This is a genomic window from Paenibacillus sp. FSL E2-0201, from assembly GCF_037963325.1.
Lineage (GTDB): Bacteria > Bacillota > Bacilli > Paenibacillales > Paenibacillaceae > Paenibacillus_AQ.
This window is the reverse complement of sequence record NZ_CP150154.1, coordinates 4,119,781-4,136,324: the sequence shown is the minus strand read 5'-3', so window position 1 is coordinate 4,136,324 and position 16,544 is coordinate 4,119,781. Positions and strand designations below refer to the sequence as shown.

Genomic DNA, 16,544 nt, shown 5'->3' with positions numbered 1-16,544 from the left:
CTGATGTACCATAAAACAATTCCATATCGAATATTCAGTATAATCAATAATGTGTGTTTGACAATCCTTTCCGTGCTCTGCCTGCTACCTTTGTACCACTTACTCATGGTATCTCTTAGTGCATCCGCACCTGCTAATGCTGGATTAGTTACATTCTGGCCGATTGGCTTTACCTTTGAAGCCTATGCAAAGACGTTCAATAATGTCAATTTCCTTAACTCCTTGTGGGTGTCTGTGGAACGGACAGTACTCGGAACAGGACTAGCGCTGGTGGTAAATACGGTTGCAGCTTATGCGCTGTCTAAGGAAACAAGAGTCTTTCGTGCAAGAAACGTTTATCTTTGGTATTTTGTTGTCACCATGCTGTTCAGCGGTGGTCTGATACCGGGTTACATTCTAATTCTGAAGCTTGGTCTTATGAATTCATTGATGGCACTTATTCTTCCTGGATTAGTAGCTGTATTTAACATCATTTTGCTTCTGAATTTCTTCCGTACTGTACCTAAAGACCTTGAGGAAGCAGCTTTTATTGATGGGGCAGGGCACTTTCAGACCTTTGTGAAAATATATTTACCGGTCTCCCTACCTGTTATTGCGACTGTTTCTCTATTTCTTATGGTAGGACACTGGAACGCTTATTTTGACGGTATTATTTATATCAGAGATGCAGACAAGCTTCCGTTAGCAACGTTTATGCAGACGATTATCGTTCAGGCAGATATGTCTAAGCTTGATCCAGCCGCCGTTGCTAATTTATCACAACGAACCATCCGGGCCTCACAGATCTTCATAAGTGCTTTGCCAATTCTATTGGTTTATCCTTTCCTGCAACGTTTCTTTGTAACTGGGATTGTGGTAGGTGCTGTAAAAGAATAACCTCTTTTTAGAAAAAGAGTTTGAAGAAGGAGCTACGGTTCTAGTCCAAGACTAGGGCATGTAGCTCCTTTTTTGCGATGAATTTCATGACTAATTTGGATAATTAATGAAAATGATATATATATTCAGAAATTTTTCATATGACGATCATGCTAACATAGGCTATAATGAGGTCTAAAAAAGAAAAAAAGAAAACGGGGCATAAGAATGAATCAATTTAAAGGTGAAAAAAATCTTCTCTCGGAGAAGAAGGAGCGATTCTCTTCCGCGGGCTTTATTTTCGCGGCTATCGGAAGCTCAGTAGGGCTTGGGAATATGTGGAAATTTCCGTATATTACTGGAGAAAATGGAGGAGCGGCTTTTTTCCTTCTCTTCATTGTATGTCTAGTGTTGATCGGTTTACCGGTATTGCTGGCAGAGCTGGCCATCGGTCGCAGCGGACGTGGAAGCGCGGCTACTGCATTTGTACGTGCCGGAGGCGGGAAGAGCTGGATGGCAGTCGGATTTCTGCAAGTCCTTGCACCATTTTTAATTCTATCCTTTTATATCATTGTTGCAGGATGGACGCTGAACTACGCAATGATCGCGTTTAATGGACAACTGTTTAGTTCTAGTAATTATGCAGGTGAATTCAGCTCCTTTATCTCTGGACCTATGCCGATTGTTTGGCAGGGGATAGCAATCCTTATAACGGCGGGTGTAGTTATTCTTGGAGTATCAGGCGGGATTGAGAAATTTAATAAAGTATTAATCCCTGGTCTGGTCGTTCTTCTTTTTGTATTGATGATTCGCGCAGTAACCTTACCGGGTGCAGAAGAAGGGGTATCCTTTTTCCTAAAACCGGACTTCTCGGTATTAACGGCGGAATCTGCGCTAGTCGCATTGGGACATGCTTTCTTTTCATTGTCGCTAGGGATGGGGATACTCCTGACCTACGGCTCTTATGTGGATAAAAAACAATCGCTAGGAACTGCTGCGCTCGCAGTCGGGGCGGGAGATTTGTTATATGCGTTTATCGCAGGTTTGATTATTTTTCCGACGACTTTCTCATTTGGCATTGCTCCCGATCAAGGCCCTTCGCTAATTTTTATTGCTTTGCCGGCAGCTTTCTCAGCTATGCCGTTTGGTGCATTTTTTGGCGGTCTGTTCTTTATTTTGCTGGCGATTGCGGCTTTAACCTCTGCCGTTTCCCTGCTGGAGGTACCTGTATCTTTCGCGATGGAGCGCTGGAATTGGAGCCGGAAACGTTCAGTTTGGATTTTGTCGCTAGTATGTTTCCTACTCAGTGTTCCTTCGGCGATGTCTCTGGGAATGTTCCCTGAGCTATCGTTTGGCGGCAAAGCGCTATTCGATTGGGTGGATTTTGTAACCTCTAACATTATGTTGCCACTAGGCGGTTTGCTGGTTACCATCTTTGCCGGTTATTTCTGGAAAGGGGCAGCAGAAGCGGCTGGGCTTAAGGCAGGTTGGTTCCGCGTTTGGTTGTTTATGCTCCGGTATGTTGCGCCGATTCTGGTATTTTTGGTATTGCTTCATACCTCAGGGATTATTAAATTTTAATTTAATTCAATGTCTAAAAAATCATCAAAAAAAGCTCTACGACCCTTGTGGTTGTAGAGCTTTTTTTGATATTGAAGATAAATACATTATTCCTCTAAATCCTACTTGACTAGGTGGATTAATTGGAATATAGTATAAAAAAGATTGAACGAATCCATTCAAAACTAATAATTGTATACAATTATACAAATATATTGTTGAGGCTCTCTTGCCTGACAGATTATCGATGAGGAGCTACATAGATATGGCGATTCGAACACGAAGGCTGTCAAAGGATAATACCTACGATGCATTAAAACAAAAAATTATTGATAGTGAATTAGAGCCGGATCAACCTGTACATGAAGAAAATTTGGCGGCGTTATTAGGAGTTAGTCGTACGCCACTAAGAGAGGCCATACAGAGATTGGAGAACGAGGATTTTCTCATTCGACAGCCAAATGGAAGACTGCGGGTAGCTTCTGTGACACTCAAAGAGGTTGAAGAAATATTTCATATTCGCAGCATGCTGGAGGGTTATATTGCAAGAAGTGCAGCTAAGCATGCTACAGAGAAAGATATTGTTAATTTAACGACAATGATTACCAAAATGAAACACTCCTTCCAGCTTGGCGACAATCAGAATTTCGTTACCTATGGATTTGAGTTCCATGATTATTTATCAGAAATCAGTGAGCTTAGAACGTTCGAAAAAGTTCTGAATCAATTAAGAGATCATTCCCTTCGGTATTGTCGATTCGTCTCCATGCATGGAGATTGGAATACACAGGCAGATGAAGAACATGATCTGATCTTGCAAATGATCGCTGACCACAATGAAGATGGTGCTGAAAAAGCCATGCGAGATCATATTTTAAGCAGTCTAGCTACTGCACTTGACCGGATTAAAGGTATTGAAGAAAAGCTGGAATCATAAAGAAAGGGGAGCACTTTACTATGAATTTACTTAATGAGGTTGATCAAGCTTTAGCAAATCAATTAATAGATGTTCGAAGAAACCTGCACAGAGAGCCTGAATTAGCTTATGAAGAATTTAAGACCACAGAGAAATTACGAGAATGGCTGACTAACGCCAATATTCATATTTTAGACCTACCATTACAAACCGGACTTATTGCAGAGATCGGGCAAGGAAACGGACCTGTTGTAGCCATTCGCTGTGATATTGATGCACTTCCGATAGAGGAACAGACTGGATTATCTTTTGCTTCTGAGATTCTTGGGAAAATGCATGCTTGTGGGCACGATTTTCATACGGCTACGATTCTAGGAGCTGCCTTATTGTTAAAGGCACGTGAAGGTGAATTGCCTGGCAAGGTTAGAGTATTGTTCCAACCAGCAGAAGAAACAGGGCATGGGGCGGAAAGTGTCTTAGCATCAGGAGGACTCAAGGGTGTAGATGCAATATTTGGTCTACATAATTCACCAGACCTGCCAACTGGAGCATTTGGAACTAGAACGGGAGCTTTAACAGCAGGTGTTGATCGGTTTGAAATCACGGTAAAAGGTGTCGGCGCTCATGCGGCTACTCCGGAAAAAGGTGTGGATTCCATTGTCACTGCGGCTCAGATCATTACGTCGCTACAAACCATTGTTAGCCGTCAAAATAGCACCACTGAACCAGTTGTGTTAAGTGTCACCAGAATTAATGGGGGCTTCACATGGAATGTATTGCCGGAAAAAGTGGAATTAGAAGGTACGGTGCGAACTTATAATGAAGAAATTCGTGGCCAAATTCCAATCCAAATGACTCGAATTATTGAAGGGATTGCTGCAGCTGCCGGGGCAGAAGCACAGCTACATTGGTATCCTGGTCCGCCAGCAACGATAAACCATGGGGAATGGGCTGACTTTACCAAAGAGATCGCCTCACATGTCGGATACGAAGTACATGATATTCCTCCACAGATGGGTGGAGAAGATTTCTCGTTCTATTTACAACAGATCCCGGGCGCTTTTGTAAATATAGGTTCAGGTCCAGCGTATGCTTTACATCACCCTCGTTTCGATGTGGATGAGGCTGCGATCTTACCTGCTGCGAAGTACTTCGCTATATTGGCAGAACAAGCATTGGTGAAGCTACAAGTTAAAGCTTAATTAATCTCCTTGACCTAAATCCTAAAGATGATTGAGAGGAATGTATATGATTGAACTAAAGCAGGTCTCCAAAACGTTCACACGGAAAGGGATCACGATTGATGCTCTTAAAGGGATCGATTTAAAGGTCGATAAAGGTGATATTTTTGGGGTTATTGGCTATAGTGGTGCGGGGAAAAGTACATTAATTCGTTTAGTCAATTATTTGGAAAGACCGACAGAAGGACAAGTATTTGTTGCCGGGCGTGATTTAGGAACCTATAACGATAAAGAGCTGCGTGCGGCTAAGAAGAATATCGGCATGATTTTTCAACATTTTAATCTATTAGAATCTAAAAAAGTATTTGATAATGTAGCGATTCCTCTGGTTCTTCTAAAAAAGAATAAGAATGAAATCCGCCAGCGTGTACAAGAGTTGCTAGAGTTTGTTGGATTAAGTGACAAAGCGGGGAGTTATCCCAGTGAATTGTCAGGTGGGCAGAAGCAGCGTGTCGGGATTGCTAGAGCACTTGCCTCGAATCCATCTATCCTTTTATGTGATGAAGCGACTTCTGCCTTAGATCCACAGACAACCCATTCTATTTTACAGCTATTAAAAAAAATCAATGCAGAGTACAACATTACTGTGATGATCATTACACATGAAATGTCTGTCATTCAAGAGATTTGTAATAAGGTAGCAGTCATGGAAGAAGGCCGGATTATAGAGCAAGGAAGCGTACTAGATGTATTCGGTAGCCCCAAGCATAAGACCACTCAAAATTTTGTGAAGACAGTTATTCAGAACAGCATTACACCGAGCGTGCAAAAAAACATTAAAACGGCGCCTGGCAGTGTGCTTCATAAGCTTAATTTTGTTGGTGAAAGTGCATCTGAGCCTATTCTGTTCGAAATGATTCGTTCCTTTGATGTGATGGTCAATATTTTATTTGCGAATACGACGGAGATTCAGGAAACGACACTGGGCACAGTAATTATTCAATGCAGTGGAGATACAGCTGAAATTAACAATGCGTTATCTTTCTTAAAACGTCATGGAGTCGGTGTAGAGGAGGTAGAATCTAATGTTTTCGACCACATTAACAGGTGATCAATTTCTGCAGGCGATTATTGAAACGATTCAGATGGTTGGCGTCTCCTTGTTTGTTGGCTCTTTGATTGGGATTCCTTTTGGGATATTGCTTGTAATCACTCGTCCTGGTGGTGTTTTGGAGAACAAAGCGCTTTACGCCATACTTAATCCAATTATTAACATCATACGTTCTCTGCCTTTTATTATTTTACTTGTGGCAATCGTACCTTTCACACGTTTGATTGTTCATACTTCGATTGGGACAAGCGCAGCGATCGTTCCATTAATTATCTATATTGCTCCTTACATTGGACGTTTGGTAGAGAACTCCTTGCTTGAAGTGAACCCGGGAATTCTTGAAGCCGCCGAAGCGATGGGGGCTACGCCATTTCAAGTAATATGGTACTTTTTATTGCCAGAGGCGGTTGGATCATTAATTCTGTCTTTGACGACGGCAACGATCGGGTTGATCGGTGCAACTGCAATGGCTGGTACGGTTGGAGGCGGCGGTGTCGGAGACTTGGCGATTGTATATGGATACCAACGTTTTGATACGGTTGTCGTGGTAGCTACCGTGATCATTCTCATTATTTTAGTGCAAGGCATTCAATCCTTAGGTAACACGCTAGCGAGAAAAATTCGCCGTTATTAGTCATTACATATTCCGGGAGGGAGTTTGGCAGATGAGTGAATGGAGTAAGCAAGATCGATTTAAAGCAATATTATCCGGTGAACAGGCAGATCGTCCAATTGTAAGTGGGTGGCGTCATTTTATCGACAAAGAACAAACAGCAGATGACCTAGCACAAACTACGATTTCTTTCACGAAGCAATATGATTGGGACTGGGTCAAGATTAATCCTAGAGCGACTTATTTGGCGGAAGCTTGGGGCAATCAATATGATTTTACGGACTATCAGACTGTATTTCCTAGGCAGCAAACGACTGCGATTCCATCAGCGGCTAATCTATGGGATATTGAAGTCAAAAAGGCTGTGCATACAGCTTCCTTGGCAGAACACTTAGACGGGGTTAGAAAAATTCGTCAAGGACTACCTGATACCCCACTAATCCAAACGGTATTCTCTCCATTGACTGTATTGCTATTTATTGTAGGGCGTTCTGCTTATGTTACAAAAACAGTGTTTGGCATTGAGCATCCGGTAACTTTGGAGTCGTTATTTAAGGAGCATCGTGCGGCAGCACACCATGCGTTACATGCAATTTCATTAACCTTAGCCGATTATGTACAAGAGCTGCAGCATGTGGGTTCTGACGGTTTGTTCTACGCTGTGACAGGCACCGCTCATCCAGGATTATTTAATGAAGCCATGTTTGATGAGTTCTCCAGACCCTATGATTCTATAGTCTTAGAAGCTGCAAGCTACGGCAAAAACATTCTCCATACTTGTGGAGCTTATGCACAGCCTGAGAAATTTAATGATTATCGAATTGATGGGATCAGCTGGGATACTGTAGCCGAGGAGAACCCAGGTTTAGTGGCGGATCTCAAAGCTACTAAAGTAGGTGGCGTCGATCATGGGTTGTTCGCTGTAAACGATATCGCACAGATTAAGCAGCAGGCTAAAGAAGCATTGTCATTAATGAAAGACCAGCCTTTTATTCTTTCTCCAAATTGCGCTATTCCGCTTAATGTGACGGATGAGGCGTTAGCACAACTAAAACAATCCATATTTGAATAGGAGATGAAGTTATGAAAAAGTTGATAGTAGTGTTGATGATTGGGGTTCTAGCGGTGTTGACGGCTTGCGGGAATAGTCAATCCAATAATTCCGGAGATAAGAAGAAGCTTACCATTGGATTTGGTGTAGGAACCTATGAGGAGCAATTCCGCCAATCGATTCTACCCATCCTAGAGAAACAAGGCTATACCGTTGAAATTAAGTCCTTTTCACAAAATATGCAGGTCAATCCAGCGATGAAGGAAGGCTCTATTGACGCAAGTATCTTCCAAAGCACAGCATATATGGAGGCAATCAACAAAGAAATCAAAGCAGACATGGTAGGAATTGCTTATGCGCCTGGTGCACCACAAGGTCTTTATTCCGTAAATCATACAACACTTGACGATGTTAAAGATGGTACAACCGTAGCTGTTCCGAATGATCCGGTTAACCAAGAGCGTGCACTGCGTATCCTTGAAGAATTGGGCTGGATCAAGATTAAAGATGGCGCGGGCGTAGCTGATTTTAACATCAACAGTATGGAGCCGGATAAATATAACATTGATATTAAAATATTGGATCCTGCTCAAATCCTTGTTTCACTGCAAGATGTTGATTACGGCGTTGTAAACGGGAATTATATTGCTAATTCGGACAGAAAGATTACGGATGCCTTAAAAATAGAAAATACACCTATGGAACACAGAATTATCGTATCGGTTAATAAAAAAGATGAAAATACGCAATGGGCCAAGGACTTGAAAGCCGCTTATGAATCGAAAGAGTTTGAAGAATACATCCGTGGAATAGAGAAATATGATGGCTTCATTCTGCCTGAAGCATGGGACAACAATTAATGAGGGATGTGAATGTTGTGACACAAGAGAAGATTCATTTTATTGGTGGAGGACAGATGGCGGAAGCGATCATTCGTGCATCTATATCCAATAACACCCTGTCTGTAGATCAAATTAGTGTATCAGACATTAATGAGACCCGTCTTCAGTTTTTGAATACAAAATACGGAGTAGATACGAAAAGCTCGCAAGAGCAAAGCCTAGCTACAGCAGATCTGATTGTGGTTGCGGTGCGGCCACAGGATGATTTGACTACACTTGGACAAATTGTACAGAAATTTGCTACATCCACTGCCGCAATCGTATCGATTGTGGCGGGTGTGACGAATGAACAATTAGCCGGGTATTTTGGAGCTGATCGTTCCATAATCCGAGTTATTCCCAATACTTTGACGGATACAGGCTACGGATATAGCGGTGTTGCGTTAAATGCTCACGCTACGCGCGATCAAGTGGAGCATTTCTTACTCGGATTTGGTAAGGTGCAATATCTGGATGAGGCATTGATGGATATTTTCACTGGATTTGGTGTGGCTGGCCCCAACTATATTTATTATTTCATTGAATCTTTTGTAGATGCAGGTGTACTTGCCGGACTGCCGCGTGAGCAAGCCTGGAAGGTAGCGCTGGAGAACGTTATGGGATCGGTTGCTATGCTGCAGCAGACAGGACTGCATCCAAGACAACTGCTTGATATTAATAATTCACCAGGCGGTGTCGGAATGCATGGCTTGTTCGAATTAAATAACAGTGATTTCGCAGCAGGTCTGCAAAGAAGTGTTCTGGCAGCTGTGAAGCGTACTACTGAGCTGGGAGTGAAGTAATCATGGCAACGGTGAAATGGGATCATTTAGTACACTACGTCAATGATCTGGCCAAACCGGTTGAAATTTTTGGAGATCATGGATTGGTTGCTTTTAAGGGAGGCTCTCATAAAGATTGGGGCACATATAATTCATTAAGTTATTTCGGGCTGACCTATCTCGAATTTCTGGGTATTGAGAATCTTGAGCTAGCAAAGGCGACGGAACATAATCTAGTGGTGCAAGACGCGGTAAAACTTCTACCTGAGCATGAAGTCTTAAGCAGAGTAGTCATCCGGACAGATGATATTGAAGAAGTAGCGGCTTCCCTGAAAGCAGCGGGTTTATCATTATCTCCAATTATCGATGGGAAGCGTCTAGATAACGAGGGAAGATTAATCGAGTGGCGCATGATGACTATCGGTGGTGACTTTCAAGGCCTAGTCTATCCGTTCATCATTCAATGGAGCGGAACAGATGCAGAGAGGTTAGAAAGATTAACTTCGTCTGGAGTCATCCGGCCTCATCCTGCTGGTCATGTCGAAATCGTGCGCGCTGTATTCCATGTCTCTGACCCTGCAGCTACTGCTAACCATTGGGGAACGTTATTCGGATTGCCTGTAACAGAGTCAGACGACAGTACTTTTATCCTTACGATTGAAGATAAGTCTTTTGCATTCGTGCATGGGGATGAGAACCAGTTCAAGCAGGTGATTTTTGAAACGGATTCGTTAGCGCTGAAAGGGAAGACGATTCAGATCGGTGACGGGGAGTATGTTTTTGTATAAGGCATTAGTTTCTTTATAATTTAAGATCAAAAAGACTTGCTCGAAGGTGGTCAAGCCCCCATTTTATAGACACTGAAAAAAGACCCTAGGCAATAAGCTGTTTCCGGTACTCTACCGGAGGCAGCTTATTTAACCTTCGTTGTGGCCGATGTTGGTTATAAAATCGAATGTAATCTTCAATTTTCCTTTGTGCCTCATCCATATTTCGGATATCATAAGGATAGAGTCCTTCCGTTTTGAGATGCGAGAAGAAGCTCTCCATAGAGGCGTTGTCATAACAATTGCCTCGGCGAGACATGCTGATTCGGGCCCCAACCTTTGGCAGCATGTCGTGGTATGCATGAGACGTGTATTGGAATCCCTGATCGCTGTGAACGATCAGTCCAGTCACGTCTTTTTGCTGACTCCACGCCTGCTCAAAGGTCCGGAGAACCAGTTCGTTGTCGTTCCTAGCGCTCATTTGATAAGCGATAATTTCGTTATTGAATAAATCTTTAATCGCAGAAAGATAGAGCCACTTTTCGCCTACACGATATTGCGTAATGTCTGTCACCCATTTTTGGTTGGGAGCATCCGCTTTGAAATCCCGTTTCAAAATATTTTTCGCCACACGGTCTCCTTCAGAAGTAGCATAATTACAACGATGTTTTCGGCGGATCCTCGAACGAATGCCTAAATCCTGCATAATTCTGAGTACCTTCTTATGATTCATCCAAACCCCGTGGTCTTGTAGCAAGAACAATTGAATTTGGCGATAACCGTAGACTCCTTCATACCTTTCATAGACCTTCTGAATGAGCGCCTTTGCTTCCTGATCCCGATCTGTTCCTTTGCGCTTCATGAAAGCGTAGTATCCACTTCTAGAGACCCTAAAGAGTTTACACAGGTTGCTAACGGCATACTCTTTTGCAGCGTTCTCAATGACTCTATATTTGTGCGTTTCACCTCCTGCATCCAGATTTCCAAACACTTTTTTAGCATTTCATTTTCCCGTTTGAGCTTTTGAACATACCTATCTTGATCGATATATTCAATACGACGCCCCCGTTGATCTAGTAGCCCAAATTCCCCTAGCTCTCGGTATTTCTTCATCCATCTCTTTACCCGTCCTTGATCTTGTATCTCAAAATGCTCCGTAATTTTCCGATAAGTCCATCTTTCCTCCACATGTAAACGAATGGCCTCTTTTTTAATCTCATCTGAGTAATTTTTAAACTTCTGTCCTTTAATCGCCATAAAAATGCACCCCCTAGAATTTCATCGGATAAACCAGGGGTTTTTTCCAATGTCTATTCTAAGGGGTGCACTTCAAGGTATTGATACCTCGAGTAAGTCTTTTTGCTATCCATAGACTTATACTGAATAGCTATGTTTGTGTGGTATAAACATGTTTGGCCACATCATTCAACAAGTGCTTTAGCTTGATTGATAGTTTGCTAAATAGGATATGATAACTTTTTCAAGTACAGATAATCAGCAGTCATCGAAATATCGTTGTTGTCACAAAACGACTCCTTATCTCGTTTTATATGCAGACGGAATAAGGAGTGGTTGCAATGAAAGAATTGACATGCATCGTTATTGGCGGAGGATATGCAGGTATTAATGCAGTTAAAGCGATTCGGAAAACATTTAAGGGGCAAGCAAGTAAACGAACACTCCGACTTATTTTAATCGATAAGAACCCTTATCACTTTCGAAAAGTATTGCTTTTTAAGCCCGCGGTCGGAGATGAAGAGATTACTATCCCTCTGACTAGGTTATTTCCCGAGGGGGTTGAATTCGTTCAGGCTACTGTAACGAAAATCGAATCAGGGGAAAGAAGGCTACTCTGTCAGGATGCTGTAGGAAATAAGAATTCGATAAAATATGACTTCCTCGTTCTCGCGGTGGGCAGCGTCGTGCGGCAACCCGACCCTGATCAAGGAGGTATGGCATTAGCGAGTTTAGACGCTGCGTGGAAGATCCGAGAGGCATGGCGCGCGAATATAAAGAAAGCTGTAAAGGAAAAAAGCTCGAAAGAACGTCAGAGATTAATGACCATTGCCGTTGTTGGAGCGGGCATAAGCGGCATCGAGACATCTGCCGAACTAGCTTATTTTTTTCGTGATGATGCGATATCATTGGGACTTGACCCGAATGCTGTAAGGATAAATTTATTTAACGCGAATAAGAGACTTTTCCCAGAAGGCCCGGCAAAAGTAGGGCTTAAACTGGAACGTTCACTTGACGCTATCGGAGTAACTACCTTACATGGAAGTAGGGTGTTACAGGAGAAAGAGGGAGTGCTAACCTTATCTAACGGCGAGACGATGTCCGCTGGCCTATGTGTCTGGACGCTGGGGCTGTTACCCAACCCAATGCTGCAAAGCATCGGGTTACCAATCACTCCGGAAGGATACGTGATCGTAGATGCAAGTTATCGGGTTCAAGGGGCCCAGGGTGTATACAGTATCGGCGACTGCGCGCGAATCGTAGACCCTGCTAGCGGACGGTTGGACGGGAAGACGTGTAAGGAAGCGACCGCCCAAGCAGCAAGGCTTGGAAAGATTTTATCGGCGGATATTGCAGGGCGTCCGGCACCCATGCATAAGGAATTTATTGACTTTTTTTGTTTTGCCTTAGGTCCGGAGCAGGGAATGGTATGGACACATCAATGGGGGTTAGATATTATTTTTACAGGAAAGCTGGGTTGGCGAATAAGGAAATTCATATGGGATTCGGCAAGTCTGTTAAAATAATGTAAACAGAGGGTTAGTGGAAAAGGGTGGAATTTTAAGATGCAAGAGTTATATGAGCATTATAAAGGGCTGCTTTTTACGCTTGCCTACCAACTGACTGGATCGGTCTCCGATGCGGAGGACGCTGTGCAGGACGTATTCCTGAAGTTGTATGATGTAGAGCTGGATCGATTGGTTGAACCTAAAGCATATTTGTGCAAAATGGTAACTAATCGCTGTCGGGATTTATTCAATTCGGCGCGTAAGCGGCGGGAACAGTATTTTGGGCAATGGCTTCCTGAGCCCCTTCTTACTCCGAATGATGAATCGTTTGAATCGGTTGTTCAAGGCGAGCTGCTGTCTTATGCTATGCTCGTATTGCTTGAAAGGCTGTCCCTTACGGAACGGGCAGTGTTCGTGCTTCGTGAGGCGCTCGGCTTTGAATATGCTAATATTGCTGAGCTCGTTGGCAAAAGCGAAGCGAATTGCCGCAAGCTGATCAGCCGTGCGAGAGGAAAAATGGGGATTACCCCCGATGAACCAGTCAATCCCGAAGCTGCAAGCGAAGAATGGGTCCGTCGACTCTTAGCGGCTCTCGAACAGGGTGACGTGGATAGGGTTATATCCATGCTCGCCAAAGATGTCGTGTTGGTCTCAGATGGAGGGGGTAAAGCCTCCGCCGCCGTCCATCCTATTGAATCGCGCGATCTCGTCGCCCGTTTCCTTCTCGGCTTAACTCGTAAGGCTCCTCATTACGAAGGAGGCATGCATGTAGAAATGAGGGATATAAATGGCCAAACAGGACTCGTTGTCCGTTCAGGAGATGGCATCATAACTGTTGCGCTAATGCATGTCGAGAGAAATTCGATTCGCAACTTATACTTTGTTAGGAACCCAGATAAGCTGAGGCATTTATTGAAATGAAAAGAGGATTTGAAAAAATCGCCGTTAGAACCGTTATGGAGATGTGGGGGAGCGAGCCTAAATAGGCTACGCTCCTTGTCCTTCATTCCGGTAACACTAACGGAGTTGATTAGTAATAACAAGGAGTTATGTTATGCCAAAAAATGATAATATGTTAACAATTCTATGGATGTTAAATTCGGGAGAGAAATTGACTGCAAAGCAAATATCGGAAAAGTTAGAGATAAATATAAGAACAGTTTATCGGTATATTGATGCACTATGTGTCAGTGGCGTCCCTATCATATCCGACACAGGGCACAATGGCGGGTATAGCTTGCTGCACAATTTTATCAAGTCTCCTCTGCTATTTAATATTGATGAAAAAAAGACACTGCTTCATGCTGCCCTATTTGCAAAAGAAGCCGGATATCCTTTGAGTGAGGCATTAGAGAATGCAACATCCAAGTTGAAAATGTATTCGAATCAGGAGCAGGAAAGTATACTAAGCCATCATTTAGCCGGATTTGAAGTAATAAACCGCAGGGGATACCCCGCTGTTCAGCCGGTACTACAGGAATTGGAACACGCTGTAGCAAATGAATGTTCTGTAGAAATTTCTTATCGTAACAGTCACGAAGAGCAGTCCCCAAATAGGGTAATTGACCCCTATGGTGTGGTTAATTGGAACAATAAGTGGTACACAATTGCATTTTGCCACCTGCGGAATGAGATCCGCTGCTTTCGGGTAGAACGAATTCTGAACATCACACGCACGCCATTCTCATTTAGGCGTCCCAATGATTTTTCAGCGCGTGCTTTTTTTATGAAAAATCTGTTACCAGATGTAGTAGGTAAATCCGAATTAATTTTTTTAATTATTAGTGGCAGGGCAGAGGCGTTGGATGATTTATGCATACATTGGTTTATGGAGCATCATTTGCAGGAGCGGACATCAACGCAAGCATTTTTTTTACTTGAGGAAGAATCACTGTATACATATGTTCCGTATATAATTCTTCCCTATGGGAAATCCATTCAAGTGATAGAGCCACAGAATCTAAAGAATAAACTTGTGGTGGTTGCTTCAGAGTTAATGGAATATTATCAAGTTTAACAACTTCACTGACAGTAGATGTCAGTGAAGTTGTTTTATTATAATGATAACCACTCATTAAAGATGAATGGTTGCTGTTACCTAATAAACTTTATGAGGAGCACTTAGAAATGAATAATACAGTATATCTTTATGTGTTTGATACCATGTCCGATTGGGAAATAGGTTATTTAGCCGCCGAGCTGAACTCTGGAAGACACTTCAGACAGGGGCTGGCTCCAGCAAAAATAGTCACCGTTGGGATAGAAAAGACTCCAGTAACTACAATGGGCGGATTGAAAATAATGCCTGACATTAAAGTGGATGAGTGCAGCATTAAAAGCGTAGATGCACTGATTTTACCTGGTGGAAATACATGGACAGAAGCTATTCACGTGCCCATATTAAAAATTGCCGAGATGTGTTTAAAGGAAGGGATAGTAGTTGGAGCAATTTGCGGTGCTATCTTAGGACTTGCTCAAGCAGGATTGTTAGATTCACGTTGGCACACATGCAATGATTTGGCCTACCTTAAAATGATTTGCCATTCTTACACGGGCGAAGAATATTACAAAATGGAATCTGCTGTCACCGATGGGAAATTGATCACCGCGTCCGGAGTAGCTCCATTAGAATTTTCTGTTCATGTTTTAAAAGCTCTAGATGTATTCTCTCCAAAAACATTAGACGCTTGGTATCGTCTTAATAAAACTCATGAACCTAAATATTTCTACGAGTTAATGAATTCAATCCAATGACAGTATAGGAATATAAGGGATGTGAAGTGCTGTGTGTTGTTGATTCACGAATAATGTCTGAAGGCCACAAGTTAATGGAGGATATAACAAAAGTCCATCATATCTTATCGGATAGGTCTTTACTGGGGTGACTGTTGCAATTCCGCCGTTTATTCTACCTCACTAAGAATCTTTTCGATTTTTTCGAAGCGGGTTCGAATTTGCGACAATTCCTTATCATCTACTTGGGAGACATTAGCGCTAAATGTTGGGACCAATTTCGCTATTATTTCCAGCGTGAGTAGGATATTAAATCCGTCAGCTCATGTTAATTAGGTGATAGTCCATACTTTTAGAATAGTGGTGCATATGATGTTTTAGGAAGTAAAAGGGAGGGATAATCAATGAGCTGTGGAGTTGGAGGCAGATTCACTTCTACTGGAGAAATTTTGGTTCTTTATATCTTATTGGTAATTATATTATCTGCTTGTTTCTTTGTATAATAGCAGGCTATCAGAATGAACAATAGCCACTGTTCCAAGGCTATTGTTCTTTTTTTGCAAATGTTGATGGACATGCCAATCCTTTATTTCGTTCCAATAACGAGAATAAATCCGATGTATTCATGATAACGGTCCATTATACTGTTGTACTTACTGATCAATTCCCAAATCGTGTGGTCAAGAAAGGAATCAGCATCCATTTGTTGATAATGGTCTGGATGCTCTGTAAGATCCTCACTTGATTTAGGAAACAAGAAGGGACCATCGATCTGGGAATGATTGAATCCTGTTGCATTTACTAATGCTGACCAATCACTAATATTCCATAGCTTTTCAATATGATAAAAAGTAGTGATCTCTTGATTGATTTCTGTGGGTATAGGTTTATATTGGACCATTTCTCTGTCAAAAAGCTTGCCCCCAGTCCGTAAAACCCTATAATATTCCGAAAATGCTGTATCCGTATCAGTGAATATAGATACAGACTCAACAAGAATCACATCAAATGACTCGTCAGGAAAAGGCAGCGAGCTTGCATCCCCTACTAAGAATTCAATGGAAGCATTTTCTTTTTCAGCCCGTATTTTTGCTTTTGAGATCATATCCGGTTGAATATCTACACCTGTTACATCATGACCCTGTGCAGCTAAATAACAAGAGCTTCTGCCGGTTCCACATCCAACTTCAAGAATTCGGGAGGCAGTGGGTAGAGGATATTGTTCAAATTGTTTTAAAGTTGCAGTAAACCCTCCAGGGTGAGCATTCCCAACCCCTAATTTAGCCAGCATATTCAAATATTCCATGAGTTTAAATTCCTTTCACTGCGGGTTATATTTTATAATATGAA

At 42.4% G+C, this 16,544-nt stretch carries 18 protein-coding genes; 15 read left to right on the top strand and 3 right to left on the bottom strand.

Annotation, left to right across the window (positions count from 1 at the left end):
* The first annotated feature begins 3 nt into the window (after positions 1–3).
* The 10 genes from NSU15_RS18835 to NSU15_RS18790 all read left to right on the top strand — a co-directional run bounded on the left by NSU15_RS18835 (position 4) and on the right by NSU15_RS18790 (position 9,738).
* On the top strand, positions 4–876 hold the full coding sequence (locus tag NSU15_RS18835; RefSeq protein ID WP_042129067.1) for a carbohydrate ABC transporter permease: 873 nt from the start codon (positions 4–6) through the stop codon (positions 874–876).
* A gap of 207 nt (positions 877–1,083) precedes the next feature.
* Positions 1,084–2,436, top strand: a complete 1,353-nt coding sequence (locus tag NSU15_RS18830) for a sodium-dependent transporter (protein ID WP_339287223.1) — start codon at positions 1,084–1,086, stop codon at positions 2,434–2,436.
* Between the two features lie 244 nt (positions 2,437–2,680).
* Complete coding sequence (locus tag NSU15_RS18825; RefSeq protein WP_339287222.1) at positions 2,681–3,352, top strand: GntR family transcriptional regulator; 672 nt, start codon at positions 2,681–2,683, stop codon at positions 3,350–3,352.
* A 20-nt stretch (positions 3,353–3,372) separates the two neighbouring features.
* Positions 3,373–4,533, top strand: coding sequence for an amidohydrolase (locus tag NSU15_RS18820; RefSeq protein WP_339287221.1), 1,161 nt, complete (start codon positions 3,373–3,375; stop codon positions 4,531–4,533).
* A gap of 46 nt (positions 4,534–4,579) precedes the next feature.
* On the top strand, positions 4,580–5,623 hold the full coding sequence (locus NSU15_RS18815) for a methionine ABC transporter ATP-binding protein (RefSeq protein WP_339287219.1): 1,044 nt from the start codon (positions 4,580–4,582) through the stop codon (positions 5,621–5,623).
* Positions 5,598–6,257: a methionine ABC transporter permease gene (locus NSU15_RS18810; RefSeq protein ID WP_042129057.1), complete on the top strand. Its 660-nt coding sequence runs from the start codon at positions 5,598–5,600 to the stop codon at positions 6,255–6,257. The genes NSU15_RS18815 and NSU15_RS18810 overlap by 26 nt, the downstream gene beginning before the upstream one ends.
* A gap of 31 nt (positions 6,258–6,288) precedes the next feature.
* Complete coding sequence (locus NSU15_RS18805; RefSeq protein ID WP_339287217.1) at positions 6,289–7,308, top strand: uroporphyrinogen decarboxylase family protein; 1,020 nt, start codon at positions 6,289–6,291, stop codon at positions 7,306–7,308.
* Positions 7,309–7,319: 11 nt separating this feature from the next.
* Complete coding sequence (locus NSU15_RS18800) at positions 7,320–8,147, top strand: MetQ/NlpA family ABC transporter substrate-binding protein (RefSeq protein WP_339287216.1); 828 nt, start codon at positions 7,320–7,322, stop codon at positions 8,145–8,147.
* Positions 8,132–8,971, top strand: coding sequence for a pyrroline-5-carboxylate reductase (proC, locus tag NSU15_RS18795; protein ID WP_339287215.1), 840 nt, complete (start codon positions 8,132–8,134; stop codon positions 8,969–8,971). Before NSU15_RS18800 ends, proC begins: the two co-directional genes overlap by 16 nt.
* A 2-nt stretch (positions 8,972–8,973) precedes the next feature.
* Positions 8,974–9,738: a VOC family protein gene (locus NSU15_RS18790; RefSeq protein WP_042129049.1), complete on the top strand. Its 765-nt coding sequence runs from the start codon at positions 8,974–8,976 to the stop codon at positions 9,736–9,738.
* A gap of 85 nt (positions 9,739–9,823) precedes the next feature.
* On the opposite strand, the gene NSU15_RS18785 is transcribed toward NSU15_RS18790, so the two are convergent.
* Together NSU15_RS18785 and NSU15_RS18780 are read right to left on the bottom strand one after the other, a co-directional pair.
* The gene (locus NSU15_RS18785) at positions 9,824–10,624 is read right to left on the bottom strand and encodes an IS3 family transposase (RefSeq protein ID WP_339291250.1); all 801 of its coding nucleotides are present in this window, start codon (positions 10,622–10,624) and stop codon (positions 9,824–9,826) included.
* Positions 10,576–10,974, bottom strand: coding sequence for a helix-turn-helix domain-containing protein (locus tag NSU15_RS18780; protein ID WP_042123336.1), 399 nt, complete (start codon positions 10,972–10,974; stop codon positions 10,576–10,578). The genes NSU15_RS18785 and NSU15_RS18780 overlap by 49 nt, the downstream gene beginning before the upstream one ends.
* Before the next feature lie 320 nt (positions 10,975–11,294).
* On the opposite strand from NSU15_RS18780, the gene NSU15_RS18775 reads away from it, so the two are divergent.
* The 5 genes from NSU15_RS18775 (at position 11,295) to NSU15_RS18755 (ending at position 15,697) form a co-directional block, all read left to right on the top strand.
* A complete protein-coding gene (locus NSU15_RS18775; RefSeq protein ID WP_339287212.1) occupies positions 11,295–12,479 on the top strand; it encodes an FAD-dependent oxidoreductase in 1,185 nt (394 codons plus the stop codon).
* A 39-nt stretch (positions 12,480–12,518) separates the two neighbouring features.
* A complete protein-coding gene (gene sigJ / locus NSU15_RS18770; RefSeq protein ID WP_339287210.1) occupies positions 12,519–13,382 on the top strand; it encodes an RNA polymerase sigma factor SigJ in 864 nt (287 codons plus the stop codon).
* Positions 13,383–13,515: 133 nt separating this feature from the next.
* Complete coding sequence (locus NSU15_RS18765; RefSeq protein WP_339287208.1) at positions 13,516–14,478, top strand: YafY family protein; 963 nt, start codon at positions 13,516–13,518, stop codon at positions 14,476–14,478.
* Positions 14,479–14,588: 110 nt separating this feature from the next.
* Positions 14,589–15,215 carry a type 1 glutamine amidotransferase family protein gene (locus tag NSU15_RS18760; protein WP_339287207.1) on the top strand — a complete coding sequence of 209 codons (627 nt, stop codon included), beginning with the start codon at positions 14,589–14,591 and terminating at the stop codon, positions 15,213–15,215.
* A 383-nt stretch (positions 15,216–15,598) separates the two neighbouring features.
* Positions 15,599–15,697, top strand: a complete 99-nt coding sequence (locus NSU15_RS18755) for a sporulation protein YjcZ (RefSeq protein ID WP_139328621.1) — start codon at positions 15,599–15,601, stop codon at positions 15,695–15,697.
* Between the two features lie 83 nt (positions 15,698–15,780).
* Here the strand turns inward: NSU15_RS18755 and NSU15_RS18750 are convergent, their stop codons facing one another.
* Positions 15,781–16,500: a class I SAM-dependent methyltransferase gene (locus tag NSU15_RS18750; RefSeq protein WP_339287205.1), complete on the bottom strand. Its 720-nt coding sequence runs from the start codon at positions 16,498–16,500 to the stop codon at positions 15,781–15,783.
* Positions 16,501–16,544: the final 44 nt, after the last annotated feature.